Annotated in this window: 16 protein-coding genes, 3 tRNA genes and 1 pseudogene; 9 read left to right on the forward strand and 11 right to left on the reverse strand. The window is 43.3% G+C overall.

Features of this window, described 5'->3' with window-relative positions; all coding sequences use genetic code 11:
• From WFH18_RS08885 to WFH18_RS08910, 6 genes and pseudogenes are all read right to left on the reverse strand, one after another.
• Positions 1 to 132: pseudogene (locus tag WFH18_RS08885) on the reverse strand (helix-turn-helix domain-containing protein); the annotation flags it as partial.
• 183 nt (positions 133 to 315) lie between these two features.
• On the reverse strand, positions 316 to 1,335 hold the full coding sequence (dmpG, locus tag WFH18_RS08890) for a 4-hydroxy-2-oxovalerate aldolase (RefSeq protein WP_005102984.1): 1,020 nt from the start codon (positions 1,333 to 1,335) through the stop codon (positions 316 to 318).
• A 12-nt stretch (positions 1,336 to 1,347) separates the two neighbouring features.
• Positions 1,348 to 2,244: an acetaldehyde dehydrogenase (acetylating) gene (locus WFH18_RS08895; protein ID WP_004647362.1), complete on the reverse strand. Its 897-nt coding sequence runs from the start codon at positions 2,242 to 2,244 to the stop codon at positions 1,348 to 1,350.
• Positions 2,245 to 2,268: 24 nt separating this feature from the next.
• Complete coding sequence (locus tag WFH18_RS08900) at positions 2,269 to 3,066, reverse strand: 2-keto-4-pentenoate hydratase (RefSeq protein ID WP_004647361.1); 798 nt, start codon at positions 3,064 to 3,066, stop codon at positions 2,269 to 2,271.
• Positions 3,067 to 3,473: 407 nt separating this feature from the next.
• Complete coding sequence (locus WFH18_RS08905; RefSeq protein ID WP_005102977.1) at positions 3,474 to 4,142, reverse strand: HAD-IA family hydrolase; 669 nt, start codon at positions 4,140 to 4,142, stop codon at positions 3,474 to 3,476.
• 139 nt (positions 4,143 to 4,281) lie between these two features.
• Positions 4,282 to 5,238, reverse strand: coding sequence for an RluA family pseudouridine synthase (locus tag WFH18_RS08910; RefSeq protein WP_004278531.1), 957 nt, complete (start codon positions 5,236 to 5,238; stop codon positions 4,282 to 4,284).
• 766 nt (positions 5,239 to 6,004) lie between these two features.
• Between WFH18_RS08910 and WFH18_RS08915 the strand changes: the two genes are divergently transcribed.
• From WFH18_RS08915 to WFH18_RS08935, 5 genes are all read left to right on the forward strand, one after another.
• Positions 6,005 to 9,484 (forward strand): Rne/Rng family ribonuclease, encoded by a 3,480-nt coding sequence (locus WFH18_RS08915; protein WP_004647360.1) that lies wholly within the window; start codon positions 6,005 to 6,007, stop codon positions 9,482 to 9,484.
• Positions 9,485 to 9,657: 173 nt separating this feature from the next.
• Complete coding sequence (locus tag WFH18_RS08920; RefSeq protein ID WP_005102975.1) at positions 9,658 to 11,499, forward strand: long-chain-acyl-CoA synthetase; 1,842 nt, start codon at positions 9,658 to 9,660, stop codon at positions 11,497 to 11,499.
• Positions 11,500 to 11,694: 195 nt separating this feature from the next.
• Positions 11,695 to 11,770 (forward strand) — tRNA-Lys (locus WFH18_RS08925).
• Positions 11,771 to 11,790: 20 nt separating this feature from the next.
• Positions 11,791 to 11,866 (forward strand) — tRNA-Lys (locus WFH18_RS08930).
• 75 nt (positions 11,867 to 11,941) lie between these two features.
• Positions 11,942 to 12,017 (forward strand) — tRNA-Lys (locus WFH18_RS08935).
• A 182-nt stretch (positions 12,018 to 12,199) separates the two neighbouring features.
• On the opposite strand, the gene WFH18_RS08940 is transcribed toward WFH18_RS08935, so the two are convergent.
• Positions 12,200 to 12,889, reverse strand: a complete 690-nt coding sequence (locus WFH18_RS08940) for a hypothetical protein (RefSeq protein WP_005102972.1) — start codon at positions 12,887 to 12,889, stop codon at positions 12,200 to 12,202.
• 244 nt (positions 12,890 to 13,133) lie between these two features.
• On the opposite strand from WFH18_RS08940, the gene WFH18_RS08945 reads away from it, so the two are divergent.
• Positions 13,134 to 13,409 (forward strand): PspC domain-containing protein, encoded by a 276-nt coding sequence (locus tag WFH18_RS08945; RefSeq protein ID WP_004278536.1) that lies wholly within the window; start codon positions 13,134 to 13,136, stop codon positions 13,407 to 13,409.
• A 405-nt stretch (positions 13,410 to 13,814) separates the two neighbouring features.
• Positions 13,815 to 14,195 carry a hypothetical protein gene (locus WFH18_RS08950; protein WP_004278537.1) on the forward strand — a complete coding sequence of 127 codons (381 nt, stop codon included), beginning with the start codon at positions 13,815 to 13,817 and terminating at the stop codon, positions 14,193 to 14,195.
• Positions 14,196 to 14,232: 37 nt separating this feature from the next.
• On the opposite strand, the gene WFH18_RS08955 is transcribed toward WFH18_RS08950, so the two are convergent.
• The gene (locus tag WFH18_RS08955; RefSeq protein WP_004278539.1) at positions 14,233 to 15,342 is read right to left on the reverse strand and encodes an HPP family protein; all 1,110 of its coding nucleotides are present in this window, start codon (positions 15,340 to 15,342) and stop codon (positions 14,233 to 14,235) included.
• A 244-nt stretch (positions 15,343 to 15,586) separates the two neighbouring features.
• A complete protein-coding gene (locus tag WFH18_RS08960; protein ID WP_004278541.1) occupies positions 15,587 to 16,393 on the reverse strand; it encodes a transglutaminase-like domain-containing protein in 807 nt (268 codons plus the stop codon).
• A gap of 312 nt (positions 16,394 to 16,705) precedes the next feature.
• Between WFH18_RS08960 and glyQ the strand changes: the two genes are divergently transcribed.
• Positions 16,706 to 17,689 carry a glycine--tRNA ligase subunit alpha gene (glyQ, locus tag WFH18_RS08965; protein WP_005102966.1) on the forward strand — a complete coding sequence of 328 codons (984 nt, stop codon included), beginning with the start codon at positions 16,706 to 16,708 and terminating at the stop codon, positions 17,687 to 17,689.
• On the forward strand, positions 17,689 to 19,758 hold the full coding sequence (gene glyS / locus WFH18_RS08970; RefSeq protein WP_336754747.1) for a glycine--tRNA ligase subunit beta: 2,070 nt from the start codon (positions 17,689 to 17,691) through the stop codon (positions 19,756 to 19,758). The genes glyQ and glyS overlap by 1 nt, the downstream gene beginning before the upstream one ends.
• A 37-nt stretch (positions 19,759 to 19,795) precedes the next feature.
• Here glyS and WFH18_RS08975 read toward each other — a convergent pair whose 3' ends face one another.
• Both WFH18_RS08975 and WFH18_RS08980 read right to left on the reverse strand, forming a co-directional pair.
• Positions 19,796 to 20,455, reverse strand: coding sequence for a retron system putative HNH endonuclease (locus tag WFH18_RS08975; RefSeq protein ID WP_148334729.1), 660 nt, complete (start codon positions 20,453 to 20,455; stop codon positions 19,796 to 19,798).
• A 1-nt stretch (position 20,456) separates the two neighbouring features.
• The gene (locus WFH18_RS08980; RefSeq protein WP_148334728.1) at positions 20,457 to 22,034 is read right to left on the reverse strand and encodes an AAA family ATPase; all 1,578 of its coding nucleotides are present in this window, start codon (positions 22,032 to 22,034) and stop codon (positions 20,457 to 20,459) included.

A 22,034-nucleotide genomic window follows, 5' to 3' on the forward strand; every position in this document is an offset into this window, starting at 1 on the left:
ACTTTTACCTTCGGAAAGCCAGAGAATAGTTTGGGCACGTTGCCTTTCACGCCAATGTTTTGCATGCTTGACCAGAAAAATGAGTCGTTCTCGCTGTTCTAAACTAAGTGGGACAGAAACAATTCTAGGCATGTGTGAACATCTGTTAACTAAAAAAACCTTTTCGCATCATTAGTTATTTTTGTCAACTTAGCACTATAACTAAAATATCTGAGATCAGAGTTTTAATATATTATTAAATCTACTTAATAATAAAAAAGCATCCAAATCGGATGCTTTTTTATTAGCCTTATTTTAATACGAATGCATTAAAAATTAAGCTTGTAACTCGCGCGCTTTAGACATGGTTAATGCCAGGTCTTCAATCATGTCTTCCTGACCACCTACCGTACCACGGCGACCCAGTTCCATCAGGATTTCACGTGCAGATACGCCATATTTCGCTTCAGCGCGTTTAGCAAACAACAGGAATGAAGAGTAAACACCCGCATAACCTAAAGTAGCCGCATCACGGTCTGCACGAATTGGGTTGTGCATCATTGGAATCACTAGATCTTCAGCAACATCTTGTACTTTGAACAAGTCAACGCCAGTGTCCATACCCATACGGTTTGCCACAGCGATAAACAGTTCAAGTGGCGTATTACCTGCGCCAGCACCCAAACCTGCAGATGCCAAGTCAACACGTACTGCACCTGCCTGAACCGCAGCAACAGTATTCGATACACCCATACCTAAGTTGTGGTGACCGTGGAAACCAAGCTCAATGCTTGGGTCCAAGTGTTGACGTAAGTGACCTACGCGATCAATAACGTCTTGAGGAAGCATATAACCTGCTGAATCTGTCACATAGATACAGTTTGCACCGTAAGACACCATCTTGTTTGCTTCTTCAAGCAATTTTTCAGGAGATGCCATATGCGCCAACATTAAGAAACCGACGGTGTCCATTTCTAGTTTACGTGCAGCGGTGATGTGCTGCTCAGAACAATCCGCTTCAGTACAATGCGTCGCCACACGAATGGTAGAGACACCAATTTCATGTGCCATTTTCAAATGGTCAACCGTACCGATACCAGGTAAAAGCAATGCAGAAATTTTTGCATTTTTCATACGTGGCACAACAGCGGATAAATATTCTTCATCCGTTGCAGCAGCAAAACCGTAGTTCACTGATGAACCGCCAAGGCCGTCACCGTGCGTTACTTCAATTAAAGGTACGCCGGCATCATCAAGTGCTGTTGAAATTGCAATCATTTGCTCAACAGTCGTTTGATGGCGCTGCGGGTGCATACCATCACGTAAAGTCATATCATGAACAATAATCTTAGACATTTTGGTATTCCTTTAAGCTTCAGCGGTGTTGAACACGTGTTCTGCGAACATTTCTGCAGTACGTGCAGCTGCTGCAGTCATAATATCCAGGTTGCCTGCGTATTTCGGCAGGAAGTCACCCAGACCTTCAACTTCCAAGTAAATTGATACGCGGTTGCCATCAAATACCGGACCATTTACCAGCTTGTAACCTGGTACGTATTTTTGAACTTCCTTGATCATGGCATGTACAGATTCAGTAATCGCTGCCTGATCCGGCTCACCTTCAACCAAGCAATGTACTGTGTCACGCATCATTAAAGGTGGCTCAGCCGGATTAATGATAATGATCGCTTTACCTTGTTTCGCGCCGCCGACTTTCTCGATTGCACCCGCAGTGGTACGTGTGAATTCATCAATGTTTTTACGCGTTCCCGGACCAACCGACTTAGTCGATACAGTTGCAATGATTTCGCCGTATTCAACAGGTTGAACGCGAGAAACCGCAGCCACCATCGGAATCGTTGCCTGACCGCCACATGTCACCATGTTCACGTTTGGTACTTCGCCCGCTTGTAGCAATGCTTCAAGGTTGACTGGTGGTACACAAAATGGACCAATCGCAGCAGGCGTTAAGTCGATCATCAACACGCCAAGTTCATTCAGCTTGCGGCTGTTTTCAGCATGGACATAGGCAGAAGTTGCATCGAATGCAATTTTGATGTCATCAGCAATCACATGAGGAAGCAGACCATCGACACCTTCAGCTGTGGTTTTTAAACCCATTTTCGCAGCACGCGCCAAACCTTCAGAAGTCGGGTCAATCCCCACCATCCAAACAGGCTCTAACCATTCGCTACGTTGTAATTTATAAAGCAAATCAGTACCAATATTCCCTGGACCGATCATTGCACATTTAATCTTTTTCATGAATGTACTCTCTTGGAATCTTGATTATTCAGCAGCGAATGCAGCGGTTACTGAACCGAAGCCTTCAATTTCAACCTTGAATTCATCACCTGGTTGCGCCACAACCATTGGACCTAAAGCACCCGTCAAGATGATGTCGCCTTTTAAAAGCGGACGGCCACGACGCACCATTTCATCTGCAAGCCAAACAGCAGCATTCAATGGGTTTGCAAGACATGCTTTACCCACGCCTTGAGAAACGACTTCCTCACCGCGCGTCATCACCATCTTGCAGTTCACAAGATCAAGTTTTTCTAACTTAACCGGCTGAGAACCCAAGACAAATGCAGCAGAAGATGCGTTATCCGCCACAGTATCAATCAGGCTAATTTTCCAGTTTTCGATACGGCTATCGACCACTTCAATTGCAGGCAGTGCATAATCAGTTGCGCTGATAATGTCTGCATACGTGTGTTTTTCTTTGGTTAAATCCTGGTTAATCACCAATGCGATTTCTGCTTCAACTTTCGGCTGAATCAGAAGGCCGGCTGGAATTGCTTCACCATCGCCATAAGCCATATCGGCAAATAACATACCGAAATCCGGCTGATCTACACCCAGTTGCGCTTGAACGACTTTAGACGTCAAACCGATTTTACGACCCACCAGACGGCGACCTTCAGACAAAGCACGCTCGGTATTCACTTCCTGAACGGCATAGGCGATATCTACGTCAGCACTTTCACCGCCAAGTTCCGGGCGAATCGGTGCAATCGCAGTTTGTGATAATTCAGCGCTACGAAGTGCTTGTGCAACTGATTCAACAACAGCAGAATTCGACATCAATGTTTCCTTAAACTGCAAAAATTAGGCTTATGCCGGGATCTAAGAGGGACAGAAAATAGGGACATGATCAGGCTGATCATCCGCATGGACTGCCTTTCTCAGAGCGAGCATAGGAATAAACAGTTTTAGGATGGGAAAAATCCGGCGTTTGTGCCAATAGTTATTTTATTTTTTGCTATAGCTATTATCTATAAGAATAATTTATAAAAAACGAAATAAAACAAAATCTTATTATTTAAAACACATCTCTATTTAGCAAAATAACTGCCGTAATATGACCGAATAAAATCAGTACAATTACGACTTTAGACTAAAAGATAAGAACCAGCGCTTAAATCTGCCGCATTCCCCAGCCAATTTAAACCGGGGAAATACATTCCTTGCACTGCAACCAAGATACTGGATTAAACTGCTGGTTTCCATTGGACTTTAGCCAACAATGCACTATGCAAAGCAGCCACATCATCCACGATACAGACTGGATTAAATTGAGCCAAAAGTTCAGGCGCATGTACGCCATAACTTACGCCAACACTTGGCATGGCAATATTTTGCGCCATTTCCAGATCATAAGACGTATCACCGACCATGATGGCATGTTCAGCCTGCACACCGGTTTCCGCCAGAATTTCTTCTAACATTAATGGATGAGGTTTAGAATGGGTTTCGCTGGCTGCGCGCGTAGTCACAAACAGCTCCTCACTGTTCGTCTGTTTCAATACACGATCCAGACCTTTACGACTTTTACCTGTAGCAACAGCCAGCTTTACGCCTTGCTGCTGTAAATCTGCGAGCATGTGCGCTACGCCTTCAAACCAGGAATCTCCTGACGAGTTGGCAACATAATGGTCGGAATAAGCCTGCAAAATATCCGTATGTAATTCTGGTACTGCCGGGAATAAACGCTGCGCGACTTCAGGCAAACCTAGGCCAATAATGCTTTTGGCATCTGCATTCGTTAAAGGCTGCTGAAATTGCTGTGCGGCAAACTGCAAACTCGCCACGATTTGACCAACTGAATCAAATAAAGTGCCATCCCAATCAAAAATGACCAATTTTGCAGGTGTGTTCATAAAGATTTCCTAGATTTGATTCAGGGTTAAGTAGCTTTAACACCTCTCCCTAGCCCCTCTTTAAGAAAGAGGGGAATTCCCTCCTTTTTCAAACGAGGATGAGGGTGGATTGAATTTATTAAAAGAAAAAAATAAGTCCTTACTGAGCAGCCGGTTTATCCGCTTTCTGCGCTCTTAACTGCGCCACCAGACTCTGCATATCTTCCGGCAATGGTGCTTCAATTGCTGGATAGCCCGGAATGTCCAGACGCATTGCATGTAAACACAAACGGCGTGGTTTTGGCCCACGATATTCTGTTTCATGACCATACTTTTCATCGCCTACAAGCGGATGACCAATACTCAACCCGTGTACACGAATCTGATGGGTACGACCAGAAAGCGGAGATGCATACACCAGCGTGGCATGCATAAAACGCTCTTGCACGTTCCACTGGGTTTTAGACTCTTTGCCTTCTTTCGGTGACACGCAGACGCGACGTTCACCATTGGCCAGCTCGTAACGATGTAAAGGTGCATCAATCAGCTGTTTATCCAGACTGACCTGCCCTTTTACCACAGCGGCATAGGTTTTTTTGATTTTATGTTCACGCAACATATCTTGTAATGTTTTCAACACGCTACGCTTTTTGGAAATCATCACCAGACCGGAAGTATCACGGTCAATCCGGTGAATCAATTCCAGATACTTTTTACCGGTTGCTGCACGTAAGCCTTCAATCAGACCATAGGCCACACCGCTACCGCCATGCACGGCAATCCCGGATGGCTTATTCACGACCATCAGACCTTCATCTTCATAAATCACACGGGCCAATAAGCCTTGTGCCACTTTGTCGGAAACCGGTGCTGCAGATTCATCTTTTTGTTCATAGCGAATCGGCGCAACGCGAATCTGGTCACCGATTGCAAGTTTGGTTTCTGCTTTAATGCGTTTTTTATTAACGCGAACCTGGCCTTCACGAATCAGACGATAGATACGGCTTTTTGGCACACCTTTCAGACGACTAAACAAGAAATTATCGATGCGTTGTCCATCTTGATGTTCATCCACTTCAAACCAAGTGACGTTTTGCCATTGTTGCGTAGAATTCATACAGTTACTATGACCCAAAAAATACTAAAATTGATTAAAAACTGATCACTTAGGTTATGCTTTACACAAGAAACATAAGCTTAGCCCATAGGCAGATGATGCAAGGTTTGATATAGTCAGCGCACGGAAACCATCGTTTGTGAGTAAAAGTTGAATCATTTCAGATTTTTCTGAACTTGATTGTTCAATTAAAGACTCACATGATACGGGAAGGTCCCCAAAGAATTATGCCACGCCGAAGGCTTATTATATCGGCAAACAAAGCAAACTGTTGCGTTTAATTGTACCTCAGGTACATAAATCAGTTTGTCTTAAAAAATATGTCGCCAACTTTGTTGGTTTTTAAACGTAAACTGATACACATCAGATTAGTCGCAACCTGAAGACGACTTCAGGCTACAGCGTTGATGCATTGGATCTGCACAGTTTGTAAAGATACGACGACAATTCCGTATCAAGACACTTTCTATAAAGAAGGGATGATCTTCGAGCAATGTGACAGTGAAAGTTACACACATCCAATGCACCGCTCGTCCGCCAGTGAAGCGTTCAGGTGACTTTAATCCGTTTAAAGATTGAAGCCGTATTGCCATCATCAATACGTGAATCAAAAACCGAAGCCCATCTATATTAAATAGAGCTCGGTCATAAAAGACTCAAACCACAATGAAATTCATTGCAGATTTGAGCCATTGATCCGTGATGTGTGATGTTCGCTACGTGTATAGCGATTTTTTGCTGTGTATCACTATAAGGTGTTACACCCATGAAACGTATGTTGATTAATGCAACACATGCCGAAGAAATTCGCGTTGCACTTGTCACTGGTCAGCGTCTTTACGATTTTGATTTAGAAAATCGTACCCGTGAACAAAAAAAATCCAATATCTATAAAGGTCACGTGACTCGCGTTGAGCCTTCTTTAGAAGCTGTATTCGTTGAATACGGTGCAGGTCGCCAAGGCTTCCTGTCAATGCGTGAAATCGCAAATTCATATTACAAAGCCGATCCTCGCCAAACTTCGAATATCCGTGAACTGATCACTGAAGGCACCGAGCTTCTGGTTCAGGTGGAAAAAGAAGAGCGTGGTAATAAAGGCGCTGCCTTGTCTACTTTTATCTCACTTGCTGGCCGTTATTTGGTCTTGATGCCAAACAACCCGAAAGGTGGTGGTATCAGCCGTCAGATTTCTGGTTCAGTGCGTGAAGAACTGAAAGAAATGCTGGCAACACTGAACGTGCCACGTGGTATGAGTGTGATTGTGCGTACTGCCGGGATCGGTCGTTCACAAGAAGAACTTCAATTAGACCTTCAACACTTGCTCGACCTTTGGGCACAAATCCAGAGCACGGCAAGTTCAGGTCCATCGCCAATGTTGGTACATCAGGAAGCGGGCGTGGTAACACGTGCCATTCGTGACTACCTGCGTGATGATGTTGCTGAAATCCTGATTGACTCAGAACAAGCCTATAACGAAGCCTATAACTTCGTAAAAGCGGTAATGCCACGTCAGTTAGAAAAACTGAAAACTTATACCTTAAATGAACCTTTATTCGCGCATTTCGCGATTGAAAGTCAAATTCAAACCGCTTATGAACGTGAAGTAAAATTGCCTTCTGGCGGTTCGATCGTGATCGACCAAACTGAAGCTTTAGTGTCAATTGACATTAACTCAGCAAAATCGACTCGCGGTAGCGACGTTGAAGACACCGCGTTAAATACCAATATTGAAGCGGCAGAAGAAATCGCGCGTCAATTACGTTTACGTGATATCGGTGGTCTGGTGGTGATCGACTTCATCGACATGACTAAAGACCGCAACCAGCGTATGGTGGAAGCGAAGCTGCGTGAAGCGACGCAAAGTGACCGTGCCCGTATCCAGTTCGGTCAATTGTCACGTTTTGGTTTGATGGAAATGAGCCGTCAACGTCTGCGTCCTTCTCTTGAAGAAGCGACTGGCTACGTTTGCCCACGCTGCCATGGTACCGGCATGGTTCGTGATCTTCGTTCTTTATCACTTTCGATTATGCGTAAAGTGGAAGAGATCGCGTTACGTGAACGTCATGGTGAAGTTCAAGTCGAAGTTCCAGTCGAAATTGCTGCCTTCTTATTGAATGAAAAACGTCACACCTTGGTCTATTTAGAACAGACTTCAAATGTACGTGTCACTGTGCTGCCGCATCCGCATCTGGAAACACCGCATTATGAAATCACTTATAATGCCGAAGGCTTTGCACCAACCAGCTATGAACGTACTGAAGCAACTCGTTCAAGTGAAAAAGAGTTGGGCTATGAGTCATCTGAATGGCATTTAGAAGAAGAACAACATACGCATGCTGCTGCACCAGCGCCTGCTCAACAGCAAAACAACGGCAGAAACAATAAACGCCGTAACCAGCAAAACCAAAATGCACAGCAAGTACCTGTTGCGCAACAAGCTCCTGCCCAAGCACAAGTTGCTGCTCCTGCATCTAGCCCATGTGCCTGGTTAGAAAACCTCTTTGTTCAAAAACAGGCTGCGACTGTTGATCAATCGCGTACTGCCAACAATGCAGCTGCAGCAATTGAACAAATGATCAATGGCGGTGCGGTGAGCCGTGGTCAGTTCGGTCAATTGTCTGCACCGGTGGCACAACCTGCTCCACAGCAAGTATCTCAACCTGCTGCTCCGGCAAGCAGCAATGCTTACCTGGCACCATCGACTGTAGCGCAAAAACAGGAACGTGATGCTGAAAAACCGGCTGAACGTGATGAAAGAGCACCGCGTCATAACAACAAAAAACCACGTAATCCGAAGCACAAAGAACCGCGTGAGCAGGTTCAGTCTGAAGCTTCCGCTCCTCAGCAACATCAGGTGCATGAAGAAGTGGTTCAGGTATCTCGTCAAGAGCAACGTCATGAAGCACGTGAAAACAAGCGTAATTCTCGCCGTCAGCATCACAACGAGCCATCTCAGCAAAATGATGTTCAAAACAATGAACAACAGCCACAACAGGCAATGCCACGTCGTGACCGCCGTAACCAGCCACGTCAGGAACGTCCAAATCGCCACCGCGATCCAAGCGTGCTGAATGAGCAGGCTCAACAAGCAGCACCTGCAGTCGTTGAAGCTCCAGCAGTCAACGACAAGCAGCTTCGTGTTGAATTGGTTGATGCACCACGTCAAGTCGTGATGCCAACCGCTATGGTCGTGAATATTGACCAGGCAAAAAGCGAAATCGTGGCATTGAATGACAATGCTGCAGTTGCAACGCCAGCGGTTGAAGTTACTGCACTGGCAGATGCGCCAGTTGAAGAAGCCGCGGCTGAAAATGTAGTGGAAGCTGCACTGACAGCCCCTGTTGAAGAAGTTGTGCCAACTGAAGAATCAAGTGCTGAAAAACCACGTGCCAGCAACGATCCGCGTCAGCGTCGCCGTCAGCAGCGTGAAGGCCAGCCTCAACAGGCCACAGTTCAGAAGTTGACTCCGTCACAAGTACCAACATTGGGTCAGTTCACCATTGGTAGCCTGATTCGCCATGTTTATGGTGAAGACTGCTCCGTACTGATTGAACAGTTTGGTTTATTGCCAACCTTCAACCGTGCTCTAGAGAAGTTCACAAAAGAGTACAACGCGAGTCTGGTGGCTGCAGCATCGCCTGCCGCAGAGAAAAAACCGGTTACCCGTGATGTTCAAGTAACCGTAGCCAAGGTTGAAGCAGAGCCTGCTCCAGTTCTGGACCTGACTCCACCAAAACCGGTGTCGGACAAACGTGTCGCAAACGATCCACGTGAGCGTCGCCGTCTAGCTAAACAGGCTGCAGAACAGGCCCTACAACAAGCCAAGCAACAGGCTAAAGTAGAAACAGCTCCGGCAGTTGAAACTGCGCCAGAAGCACCTGTAGCAGCAGAAGCGCAAGCAGAGTCAGCTGAAGCAGCAGCAACTGAAACTCCAGTAGCCACTGAAGTAGCTATTGAAGAAACCGTAAATGCTCAGCCAGCTGAACAAGCCACTGAAACGACGGCACCAGTAGATGCAGCTCCTGCAGAAGAGACTCCAGTGACTGAAGCTCAACCTGAAGATGCTGCGCCAGTTGAAGCAAATGCTGAATCACAAGCTCCTGTTACAGAAGCCCAAGATCAGGCCGAAGTAACAACAGAAGACACTGAAGCCAGCGAAGCTGAAAAAGCGGAGAAACAGGCTGCTCGTCCACGTCGTCCACGTGGTCGTCCACCGAAAAAAGCCAATACTGCAACTGAATCATAATTTGCTCAATTGCAGTCATATAAAAAAACCTAGTCATTTCGGTGACTAGGTTTTTTTTGCTAGATTTAGTCAGAATAGGTTGATTGCACTAGTGTTTTAACGCTAAAAGATGGCTAGCTCGTCTACTGTATATAAATTGAACGTATCGGATACGAAAAATAAATAGGATTCTCATGACCCAAATGAAACCACACGATCTGATTGGGATTGCAGATGTCGCTGCCAAAATCCCGGCTTTCTTGACCAAAGTGCCCAATTTGCTCACTGGTCTAAGACAGGCATATTTACGTACTCCGAACACACCGGCCGGCCTGGGTCTGGCTTTTGAAAAAGCCACCAAGCGTAACCCGGAAGGCATTGCCTTGCGTTTTGAAGAGCAAAGCTATAGCTATGCTGCTCTCAATGCCTGGGCCAACCAGATTGCCCATTTCTATCTATCCTTGGGTGCCAAGAAAGGTGATGTCGTTGCCGTGATGGTCGAGAACCGTCCTGAACTGATTGCCAGTGTAATTGGTCTGGCCAAACTGGGTGTGACGACCGCTTTAGTGAATACCTCTCAAGTCGGCAAGGTGCTGACGCATAGTATCAACCTGGTCAAACCGATTGCCCTGATTGTCGGCGAAGAGTGCCGTCATGCAGTTAACGAGATTCGTAATGACCTGAATATTAGCAGTGACCGCTTACACTGGTTTGCGGATCAAAATACTCAAGCCGATCCGGGTCAGGCGCCTGAAGGCTTTATCAACCTGGCTGAAAAAACCGATCTTGCTCCCAAAGTCAATCCATCAACCACCCATTCGGTGCAGGGCAAAGACGGGCTGTTCTATATTTACACCTCGGGCACGACGGGCCTACCTAAAGCGGTGATCTTTACCAATGGCCGCTGGACGCTCGCTTATGGCACCTATGGGCATGTGCTAAACCTCAATCAAGATGATGTGATGTACTGTACCCTGCCGCTTTATCATGCCACAGGCATGGTGGTGTGCTGGTGCGGTGTCATTGCAGGTAGCAGCACCCTGGCGATTCGGCGTAAATTTTCGACCTCCTCTTTCTGGAAGGATGTACAAAAATTTGATGCCTCTGCGATTGGTTATGTCGGTGAGCTGTGCCGCTATCTGATGGATGCTCCCTCATCTGAACTGGAAAAAGGCCACCGCGTGACCAAGATGATTGGAAATGGGATGCGCCCAAATATCTGGGATAAATTTAAATTCCGTTTTGGCATTCAGGAAGTGCTGGAACTATATGCCTCCAGTGAAGGCAATGTCGGTTTTAGCAATATTTTCAATTTTGACAATACCGTCGGTTTCTCACCCACACCGTATGCCATTATTGCCTTTGATAAAGATAAAAATGAGCCGGTACGAGACCTTAAAGGCCGTTGTAAACGGGTGAAAAAGGGCGAGACTGGTTTACTGATTGGTAAAATCACCCGTCGTTCACCTTTTGATGGCTATACCGACCTCGAAAAAAACAAGTCAGTCATCATGCAGAATGTATTTACCAAAGGTGATGCTTACTTCAATACCGGGGATCTGATGCGTAATATCGGCTTCCGTCATGCGCAGTTTGTCGATCGTCTGGGTGATACTTTCCGCTGGAAAGGGGAAAATGTTTCTACAACTGAAGTGGAAAACATGCTGACCGAGTATGACAAAATCGTTGAAGCGGTGGTGTATGGCGTAGAAATTCCCAATACCAATGGTCGTGCCGGTATGGCCGCGATTACCCTGCAACCCGATGTAAAATTGGATGATGCAGATTTAGCAGCCATGGCCGCTTGCTTTAAAAAATGCTTACCAGCTTATGCAGTACCAGTATTTTTACGCGTACAACAGCAAGTTGAAACCACAGGCACCTTTAAATATCAGAAAAATAAATTGAAAGAGCAAGCATTTGATCCGAGTAAAACCGATGAACGCCTGCTGGTGTTATTGCCAGGTGCAACGGCATATTTCGAGCTCACCGCAGAGATTTTTGCCAATATTCAGGCCTATCAATATCGCTTCTAAGTACTGAAGTTGCCTATTTTTTGTTTAGATAAAGCATAATTGTTGTATTTATAATCAAACATGGGCAACTTTGTTATTTTTTGCTTGCGCTGAAATGAGATCTTGCTACAATACGCTCCATCAAACAAAGTGGTGCTTTAAGCTATTTAGCTTGACTTGCACTGCACATTCAAACCTGGTTTGAATGATGGTTCAGGGTCGTTAGCTCAGCTGGTAGAGCAGCGGACTTTTAATCCGTTGGTCCCGCGTTCGAATCGCGGACGACCCACCACTTATTTGATATTCCTTGATGGGTCGTTAGCTCAGCTGGTAGAGCAGCGGACTTTTAATCCGTTGGTCCCGCGTTCGAATCGCGGACGACCCACCATCTTCCGAAAGGATCACGTAAAAGTACACCACACTCTTGCGTCATAAAAATGGTCATTATCATTTTTATTCCTCAGGGTCGTTAGCTCAGCTGGTAGAGCAGCGGACTTTTAATCCGTTGGTCCCGCGTTCGAATCGCGGACGACCCACCATTCTTCCCTTAGAATGTTTCTCTGATTTCCCTCATGATATTTTAATTAAATTGCGATGTTTTGGTCGTGTATTTCTGCGCCTAGATTTTATGCTCACGCGTCCCCACCACTCGCCTTTATTGTCTAATCTAAATCGTATTTGAATTAAGCTTTCGACCAGATCAGCCGATTTTTATCGGGCATTATTTTTGAATATGAAAGGATGTGTCTTTGACCAGTTCATAGGCTTTTGAAGGTGCCGGATAGCCGCGATCAAATAGTTCCCGGTTGGTTCTTTCCTTTTCACTATAGATTTTTTCCAGATTCATGACCAAGTGATTTGAATCTTTAATCTTATAGTAAAAGCTCGCCCCTTCTTTGAGATTCACCACCACATCGGTACGTTCCGGATTGATAAACCAGCGGTCTTTACGGTAGGTGATATTGTGAGCCGTGCTGTTTTTGGTATTATCAATAAATACTTTGCCATACTGTAAAATGCTGCGATGCACCGTACCGTCCGGTAGTAAAGTCAAAATAAATTCTGCCTTGCCTTCAGTACAAGGCGCAAAGCGGCCATCACAGTCGATTTCAGTATGATAGCGGCCTATAAACGCCTTGGCATCCTCTGGTACAGTTGCCGGGTTTAAATCAGCTTCTGCCGGAAGAGTCGCCTGCCCTGCGACCTGAGTTAAGGATTTGGCACTGACGGTCACTACATCGGCCTTTGTATTGGCAGCGGAAATTTTAACACCTTCTTCTGAGGTCGCCTGACTTTCCTGTTCAGGTTTGACTTGCTGCTGATCACAAGCCTGCAAAATCACCATACTCCCCAACACCAGGCTACATTTAAAAAAACTGCTTAATGTACAACGGGATACATCCAATTTCATTTTTAATAAACCTAAATAGGAAAAATGGCGAGCAAAAAGCACACAGCAAAGCTGCTGAACTTTACACAAGAGTTCAATAGAATTTTCACTATGTTAGTAGCTCTTAGATCTGGTTTTAATCTTTATTAACATTACTTAACGATTTTATTTTTAATCAGCACTTTAAAAAGCTTAAGCAAACTCCATTTCTTTAAGTATGGATCTAGTTTTAGGATTCACACCTATTTTTAATCAGGAGATTTTAATGGCCAATGTTGGTTTATATCGCTCTAACCGCTCAAACATGATTGCAGGTGTGATGGGTGGTATTGCTGAACGTTTTGGTTGGAACGCAAATTTATTACGTCTAATTTTTGTGGTGATTTCAATCATGAGTGCCGCCTTCCCGGGTATTTTGGTTTATCTGGTGTTGTGGTTAATCATGCCGAAAAAACAGTACAGAATTGATCATGACAGCGTTCATCAACCTCAGGGCTATCAAAATCCTGTGCGTACAGTGAATCAGGATAAACGCTATTAAGCTGTACAGTCATTTTTAACAAGCGTTCTTAACCAGTTTCATCGCAGAGCTTCCTCTTTCACCCCGGTTAAATGGGATGAAATTTTGATGCCACGGTAATTTCCCCAAGTTATCGTGGCTTTTTTTGCCTATCTTTTATGATGACTGAGCTTTAGCCTCTCTGTTTATCTTTCAGATTGATTCAAGATCAACTGCATCCTGCGGTTGATATAAAAAAATCTGCTTAAATATATTTTTAGCATTCACTTAACGTATTTTTAAGCTGTCGCTGATCGTAAAAAGTGTATGCTCTAAAAATAAAAAAGTATAAATTTCATATAGTCTAAAAATCATAGAAGCGTTAAATCATTTATGGATAAGATATTTCAGTTCATATCCCGACCGATCCAGAATTCTCCCTGGAAAATGACATTTAACCTCGCGCTTGCACCTTTGATCATCGCTGTAATTTTATTCCCTTATGCGCTATTTCATGAAGTCAGTTATGGGGTTTTCTCCATTTTCAAGAGTCTGTTTGCAGCGCTTTTTATTAGCTTTTTTGTCTGCCTGACTTACTGGGTGATGGTCTTTCCTTTTCTATTAGTGACTCACCTGCTGCTATGCCATTATCAGCTGTTTAATATCATCACGATTTTAATGAGCTGCGTACTGGGAACCCTGATTCTGGCTTATATCTCGCATCCTCCAAGTGAAAATTTTAGTTCCCATTTTTTGTTTCTGCTGTGTTTTTCCCTGCCGATGGCACTATTTTACAGTTTTCTCAGCTGGCAAGCTGACCAGAGTTGATCACGCCCTGCCTGTTAACTTCTGTTTTAATCCGGTTTTAAGCTTTCATTTTAAAATGATTCAGCTCCTGATTGAGTGCGGCAATCATGTCTGCCCGGCTGATAATTCCCACCAATTTCTGCTCGCTCACCACCGGAATATAGTTGAAGGAACGCTCGACAAAATATGGCACCAGATCCTGAATGGGTTGTAAAGGCTGCACTGTGATCACCTTACGGGTCATGATATGTTTGACCTGATGTTCCCAGCTACTGCGCACATCGGCAGCGCGCTTGAACCATTCCACCACCTGATACATTGCCAGTGTACCGACCAGTTGTTCATCGGCATTAACGACGGGCAGGCTCATCAGGTTCATCTGTTTGAACTTGTCCAGTGCGTGCTGAATATCATCATTTTCATGCAGGGTTGCCACATCCTTGGTCATAATATCCTGGCAGCTAAATTCATGCACTGCACGCGCATTGGCGCGGTTTTGTGCCTCCATAATGATTTTTTGCAGGTCATATTCACTGATGTCCAGCAGCTCGGTGCGCTGATCCAGCACTTCCTGAATATCCTGAGGTTGAATGGTGACTTTCTGGGTCGGCGTCGGATCCTTGGAACGGGTATTTAACTGGGCTTGCTGTGGATAATCCTTGCCAATCATCCGGTTAAAGACAATCGCAATCACCATGAGCAGAATTGAATTGAGCAGCACCGGATAAAATACAAAGGCATAACCCAGTTCATGCACCGGCTGGCCACCCAGCACTGCGGTAATGGCCACGGCGCCACTCGGTGGATGCAGGGAATCTGTGGTCATCATCAGGACAATCGCCAAGGCCACGGCGACACTAAAGGCTTCGGTCGGACTGGCAATTAACAAGGCACAGCTCACGCCAATCACCGCAGCAATGGTATTGCCGACCAGAATATTCCAGGGCTGTGCCAGAGGACTGGCAGGCACTGCAAACAGCAATACCGAGGATGCGCCCATCGGGGCAATATACCAGGCTTCAAAATCCCCCAGAATCCATAAACTCAACAAAGACGAAACCACCAAACCCAATAGTGCTCCAACTCCGCAGAGCAAACGGTCTTTGAGTGGAAGGACTTTGAAATTTGGTTTTAAGGTATTGAGCCAGTCGAGATGGGAATGAAACACAGTGCGCCTGATCTTATTGTTTGTAGATTTTGGGCATTATAGAACCAAGCCCGATGAAAGGCATCTGTGTTTTACATCTTTTCATCATTCGCGAATGCAGGCTTTTTAAAACAATATTTCACTCAGATTAAAACATTCATTCGGCTTTTTATAGAATGATCACTTTATTACCGGTAGTCATTTGTATGGAAAAATCCTTTCTAACCTTCTGCTTAAATCGTTGTTCAAATTTTTTTAAAACAGCTTAATGGCTCATTTCAGGTTGAATCAGTGGCTGGATTTTTAACAGTTCGACCTCACCATAATAGGTTGAAAATGCCACATCTCCGGCATCGACTCCAGTACCGATCCGAATGAGATTTTCGACCGGAGCCAAACGGGTCGGATCAAACTGCACCCAGCCACCGTCTAAATACGCTTCAAAAATAGCATGAAAATCGGGTAAAAACTTTTCAATTTCCACATAACCGACCACCATGCGTGCCGGAATTCCCAAAGCACGGCACAGCGCAATGCCCAAATGGGCAAAGTCACGACATACGCCTGCACGATGCACCAGTACATCTGTGGCAGTGGTAAATTGGTCGGAACTGCCAGATACATAAAAAATATTGTTATAAATCCACTGTTCAATGGCTTTGACCCGCGTATAGCCCGGTGTCATCCAGCCAAATGAGCGTTTCGCCATTTCCAGCAATAAATCCGAATTGCAGTAACGGCTGGCCAGCAAATAAGGCAATACTTCATCGGGCAGCTCAGGAATGGCCACTTCTTTTAGACCCTGCTGAAGTTCCAGAGAGAGGCTCGGATGACGGACTACTGTCGCCGTATAATTCAGCTCAAAAGTTTCACAGGGTTCGACCTGTAGCCGAACATGTCGATTTTGATGCTGGGCATCCTGAAATTCATGCCATGCTACGGGCAGATTAAAGCTGAGTTGTTCTTCAAGAATCTTCTGATCGGAATGATGTGCCGCCTGAAGCATAAAAATAAATTCTGTCGGTTGCACGACCTTGTATTTTAAATGGCATTGAATTTGGTAAGTGGTCATGAAGTTCCTTATTTTTAAGCATTATTATATTGCGTGAATATTAAACTAATTTGAGGATCGCAATCGTATGAGATCCGTTGAACTTTATGACTCTCCAGTTAACAGCATGCCATATATCAGATTTATTCCTGATTTTCAGATCAGCCTGTATCGACCAGCCAAGCTAAAAATGCAGTAAGACTCTAAATACCGCGTATCCTTTAAGCCTGTTTTATTTTTTTCAGAAAAGTATCCCCACATTAACCCTTTGCCACTCCCCTGCAAAGTCCTTATAATTGAGCACAATTTTTCTCTAATTTTAAGTGGATGACCATGAGTCGCGCCATATCGCATATTGATACCTTCCAAGGCTTAATTCTTGCCTTACAAACTTACTGGGCGGAGCAAGGCTGCGTCATTTTGCAACCTTATGATATGGAAATGGGTGCAGGGACATTCCACACTGCGACTTTCCTTCGTGCGCTGGGTCCTGAAACCTGGAATGCCGCTTACGTTCAACCGTCACGCCGTCCGAAAGATGGCCGTTATGGTGAAAACCCGAACCGTTTGCAACATTATTACCAATTCCAGGTGGTGCTTAAGCCAAACCCGGACAACATCCAGCAGCTTTATCTTGATTCATTAAAAGCGATTGGTATTGACCCACTGGTACACGACATTCGTTTCGTAGAAGACAACTGGGAATCTCCAACACTGGGTGCTTGGGGCTTAGGTTGGGAAGTTTGGTTAAACGGTATGGAAGTGACTCAGTTCACCTACTTCCAGCAAGTCGGTGGTGTTGAATGCTACCCAGTGACTGGTGAAATCACTTACGGTCTTGAACGTCTTGCGATGTATCTGCAAGGTGTAGATTCGGTTTACGATCTGGTTTGGACCAAAGGTCAGTTCGGTACGGTAACGTATGGTGATGTATTCCATCAAAATGAAGTGGAACAATCGACCTATAACTTCGAATATGCCAACGTTGAAAAAATGTTTGAATTGTTCGATTTTTACGAAGCTGAGGCAACGCGCTTAATTGAAGCGAAACTTCCACTTCCTGCATATGAGCAAGTCGTGAAAGCATCACACAGCTTCAACTTATTGGATGCGCGTGGCGCGATTTCTGTGACTGAACGTCAACGTTATATTTTACGTGTACGTACCTTGGCACGTTCAATTGCACAAAGTTATGTGGCTGCACGTGCGGAACTTGGTTTCCCAATGGCTGAACCTGCATTACGTGATGAAGTGTTGGCACAATTAAAAGCGCAAGTTGAAGCAGAAGCGAAAGAAGCAAACAAGGAGAGCAAATAATGTCTAAACATACCGTTTTGTTCGAATTGGGTTGTGAAGAACTTCCACCAAAAAGCCTGAAAAAATTACGTGATGCCTTACATGCAGAAACCGTAAAAGGCTTAAAAGATGCTGGTCTTGCTTTCGATTCAATCGCAGCCTATGCAGCACCACGTCGTCTTGCACTTAAAATCGTCAACGTTGATGCTGCGCAAGCAGATACACAAAAACGTTTTGATGGCCCTGCGAAGCAAGCTGCATTTGATGCTGAAGGCAACCCGACTAAAGCCCTTGAAGGCTTTATGCGTGGTCAAGGCATCACAGTTGACCAAGTTTCGACTTTCCAAGCGGGTAAAGTTGAAAAAGTATGCTTCTTGAAAGACGTGAAAGGTCAAAGCCTTGACGTTTTACTACCACAAATTTTACAAAATGCTTTGGACAATCTTCCAATTGCAAAACGTATGCGTTCTGCGGCAAGCCGTACTGAATTCGTACGTCCCGTAAAATGGGTGGTGTTGTTAAAAGATAACGATGTGATTGATGCAACCATTCAAGATCATAAAGCGGGTAACGTGACGTATGGTCACCGTTTCCACGCGCCTGAAGCGATCACTTTAGCGCATGCTGACGAATACCTTGCGAAGTTAAAAGCAGCGCATGTTGTGGCTTCTTTTGAAGAGCGTCAAGCGATCATCGACCAACAAGTGAAAGCATTGGCGGATGAAGTGAATGCCATCGCAATTGTACCAAGTGATCTTCGTGACGAAGTGACTGCATTGGTTGAATGGCCTGTTGCGCTACGTGCAAGCTTTGAAGAACGCTTCCTTGCTGTTCCTCAAGAAGCATTAATTACGACGATGCAGGACAACCAAAAATACTTCTGTTTGGTGAATAGCGACAATAAACTTCAACCGTACTTCATTACTGTGTCAAACATTGAGTCGAAAGACCCGACACAAATTATTGAAGGTAACGAAAAAGTGGTTCGCCCACGTTTGTCTGATGCTGAATTCTTCTTCTTGCAAGATCAAAAGCAACCGCTTGCGTCTCGTAAAGAAAAACTTGCGAACATGGTGTTCCAAGCAGAGCTTGGTACGCTTTGGAACAAGTCTGAACGTATTGCAAAATTGGCTGTTGCGCTTGCGCCTATTACAGGTGCAAAAGCGGAAGATGCTGAAAAAGCGGCACTTCTTGCAAAATGCGATTTAACCTCTGAGCTTGTGGGTGAATTCCCTGAACTTCAAGGGATTGCAGGGACTTACTACGCACGTCTTGAAGGTGAAAATGCGGAAGTGGCTGAGTCTTTAGGTGAGCAATACTTACCTAAATTCGCAGGTGACGTTTTACCGAAAACCAAAACTGGTACAACCATTGCTCTTGCGGATCGTTTAGATACGCTCACAGGTATTTTCGGTATTGGTCAAGCGCCTACAGGTTCTAAAGACCCATTTGCACTACGTCGTTCTGCAATTGGTATTTTGCGTCTTGTGACTGAAAACGAGCTTGATGTTTCAATTGAAGATTTGATCAAACTTGCACTTGCTGCTTATGGCGATGTATTGAAAGATCACGACAAGACTTTGGCAGATGCTGTTGCATTCTTAGAAGGTCGTTACCGTGCGAAATACGAAGACCAAGGCGTTGCTGTTGATGTGATTCAAGCGGTTCAAGCGTTGTCGCCAAAATCACCGCTTGATTTTGACAAGCGTGTAAATGCGGTAAATCACTTCCGTGCATTGCCTGAAGCTGCGGCTCTTGCTGCTGCAAACAAGCGTGTTGCCAACATTCTTGCAAAAGAAGCTGCACCTGAAGGTTCTGTAGTTGAAGCAAACTTGGTTGAAGATGCTGAAAAAGCATTGTTCGCTGAACTTGCTAAAATTACGCCTGTAGTTGAGCCATTATTTGCGGCAAAAGACTACACTGCTGCATTGTCTGCACTTGCTGCACTTCGTGCGCCAGTAGATGCATTCTTTGACGGCGTAATGGTGATGGCAGATGATGCTGACCTAAAAGCAAACCGTCTACGTATGCTTGCTCGGCTTCGTGACTTGTTTACGAAAGTTGCTGATATTTCGGTGTTACAGCACTAAGTTGTGACCAATAAAAAAACCCGCTTTAGAGCGGGTTTTATCCAATTGTATTCTGCCTAACAGAAACAGAATATTCATTATCAGTAATATTCTGCTCAAATTGAATAAATTCTTGATTAAATAAATCTATCTCATCCTGATTTTGAAAATCAATACACTCTCTCAATTCCTCTAATTCCAAAAATAGCATTTGAGATGCACCGATTTTTTGGTAACGTAAATTTACTAAGCGAGGACAATCTAGGTTAAGTACTCTTATTGTTTCAATAGCCTTAATCAAGGATGCATCTTCAAGATTATCTTTAGGAATGACATGACCATCTGGTAAAAAATCAAGATAATCCGATGCATTTTCAGTATCAGCTCTAATTAGATTATTGAAATCATAATCAGTGATTTTATGATCTTTATATCTACCACAATGTTCTACGTTATCACAAGATCCGTAAATATTATCCCATTCATAGATGCTTCTATTTCGGATATCCTTTAAAATATGCTGTGGAATTAAATGTTCAATATGACAAGCCAAGTCTACAAATTTACTTTCACAATATGCGCAAAAATCATTCTGCATTACATTTAACTTACTCCAAATATCAGCTTTATCTTCAGGAGTAATACACCAAATATTTGGACTACTTTTTCTTAAGCGTCTAAAGCAATTTGGTTCAGGAGATCTTTCTAATTTTTTCAACTTAATCACCTTTTCTAAACTTACTTCTTAGCTCACTAATTTTTATTTGAGTTTTAATATCATCAATAATTGGATGATCCACACCAAAGTGGTTGATTAACTCAGAATAAATTTCCTCACCATTTTCAGTTTTGTAACTATTATTTTTAATTAAACTTAAATATTCTTTTATTTTTTTAGTTTCATAAATTTCTGGTTCAGAATAAGTTTCCATAATACGCTCAAGGATATCAGAGCTCGTAACACCTTTAGTTTGGAAAATTGGGTGTTCAATTTTTTGGTTTGTACTAATAATATAAATAGAACTCTTATCTACTGTTGATAAAACATGTGGGCTATGTGTTGTAATGACAAATTGAATGTTCTTAAATTTTTTTTGTAAAAGCAAAATAATCTTTTGTTGCCATTTAGGATGCAAATGCAACTCTATTTCATCAATTAAAATGATTCCTGTACCATCAAAAGGTGAATCCATATTAGGATTAAGTAAGATTAATCGTCTCGCAATATCCCCAATTAAACCAAATAATACTCTTTGACCATCAGAGAATTGATGAAAATAAATGATTTCATTACCTAAATTGATAGCAATCTTGTCTTCACCATCATCATCATTAATAAGCTCGATGTTTAACAATTCTGGATAAATGCTTCTAAATAAATCTTCTAAATCCTCAACGATTTTTTTTGATTTGGATTTAACTGCATCATTAGGAAATGAATTCAACGAAGATAAAAGATCTTTATACAATCCATTTAAGGGACTATCTTCCTTGTTTGCACCAGCGTTCAATAGAATATCTATTTGCGAAGAAATCCTATCTCGCTCTACTAAATCGAAGTTTTTATTTGATATTTTTAATATTTTGATTAGCCATTCAATAAAAATTTCAAAACTGACTCTTGAGTTAGATGATTTTTCATAACCATCTAACTGAAAAAATAAATTTTCTTGATTAGACAATTTTTTAAAATCATTACGTTTAAAACGCTCTATATCGTAGAACACTAACAATGGTAAATTCATATTCTGAAAAGCTAGTAGTTCACGAATATTTTTTCCAAATTTACGATATTCTGTTACCTCCGTTTTTAGATCAGTCGTAGTTCCTTTAGGTTCACGTATTAATTGTCCATCAATCCTATTTTCTGCACCAATCTTAAAACTGCATTTTAAACAAGCTGAATCACCTTTATCCTTAGCTAAGTTATTGATTTCTGAATCTACAATTCGCTCACCATTGGTATTTTCTTTTAAGATAAAGGCAGAGAACCATGATAAATTTTTCTGTATTGCTCTTAATAAGCTTGTTTTCCCCGTACCATTCTTACCTATAAAAACCGTCAGATTTTTATGTAAATCTAACTTCAACTCATGTATTTTTTTAAAATTTGATATATGTATTTCATTTATATAAAAGTTCTTTTCAAGAATTTTAATAACGTTTTCAAAAGCTATCTGTGCCTGCTCTTCACTTTTTTCAAAGTTTTGAGCACCATCTCGATAATTTAAAAAAACTTGAACTGCAGCTTCCAAATTTCCATTCTGTGCATTACTTAATAAATGACGTGTACTCAT

Origin of the sequence: Acinetobacter sp. USHLN143, from assembly GCF_037145695.1 — a bacterium.
Classification (GTDB): Bacteria; Pseudomonadota; Gammaproteobacteria; order Pseudomonadales; family Moraxellaceae; genus Acinetobacter; species Acinetobacter fasciculus.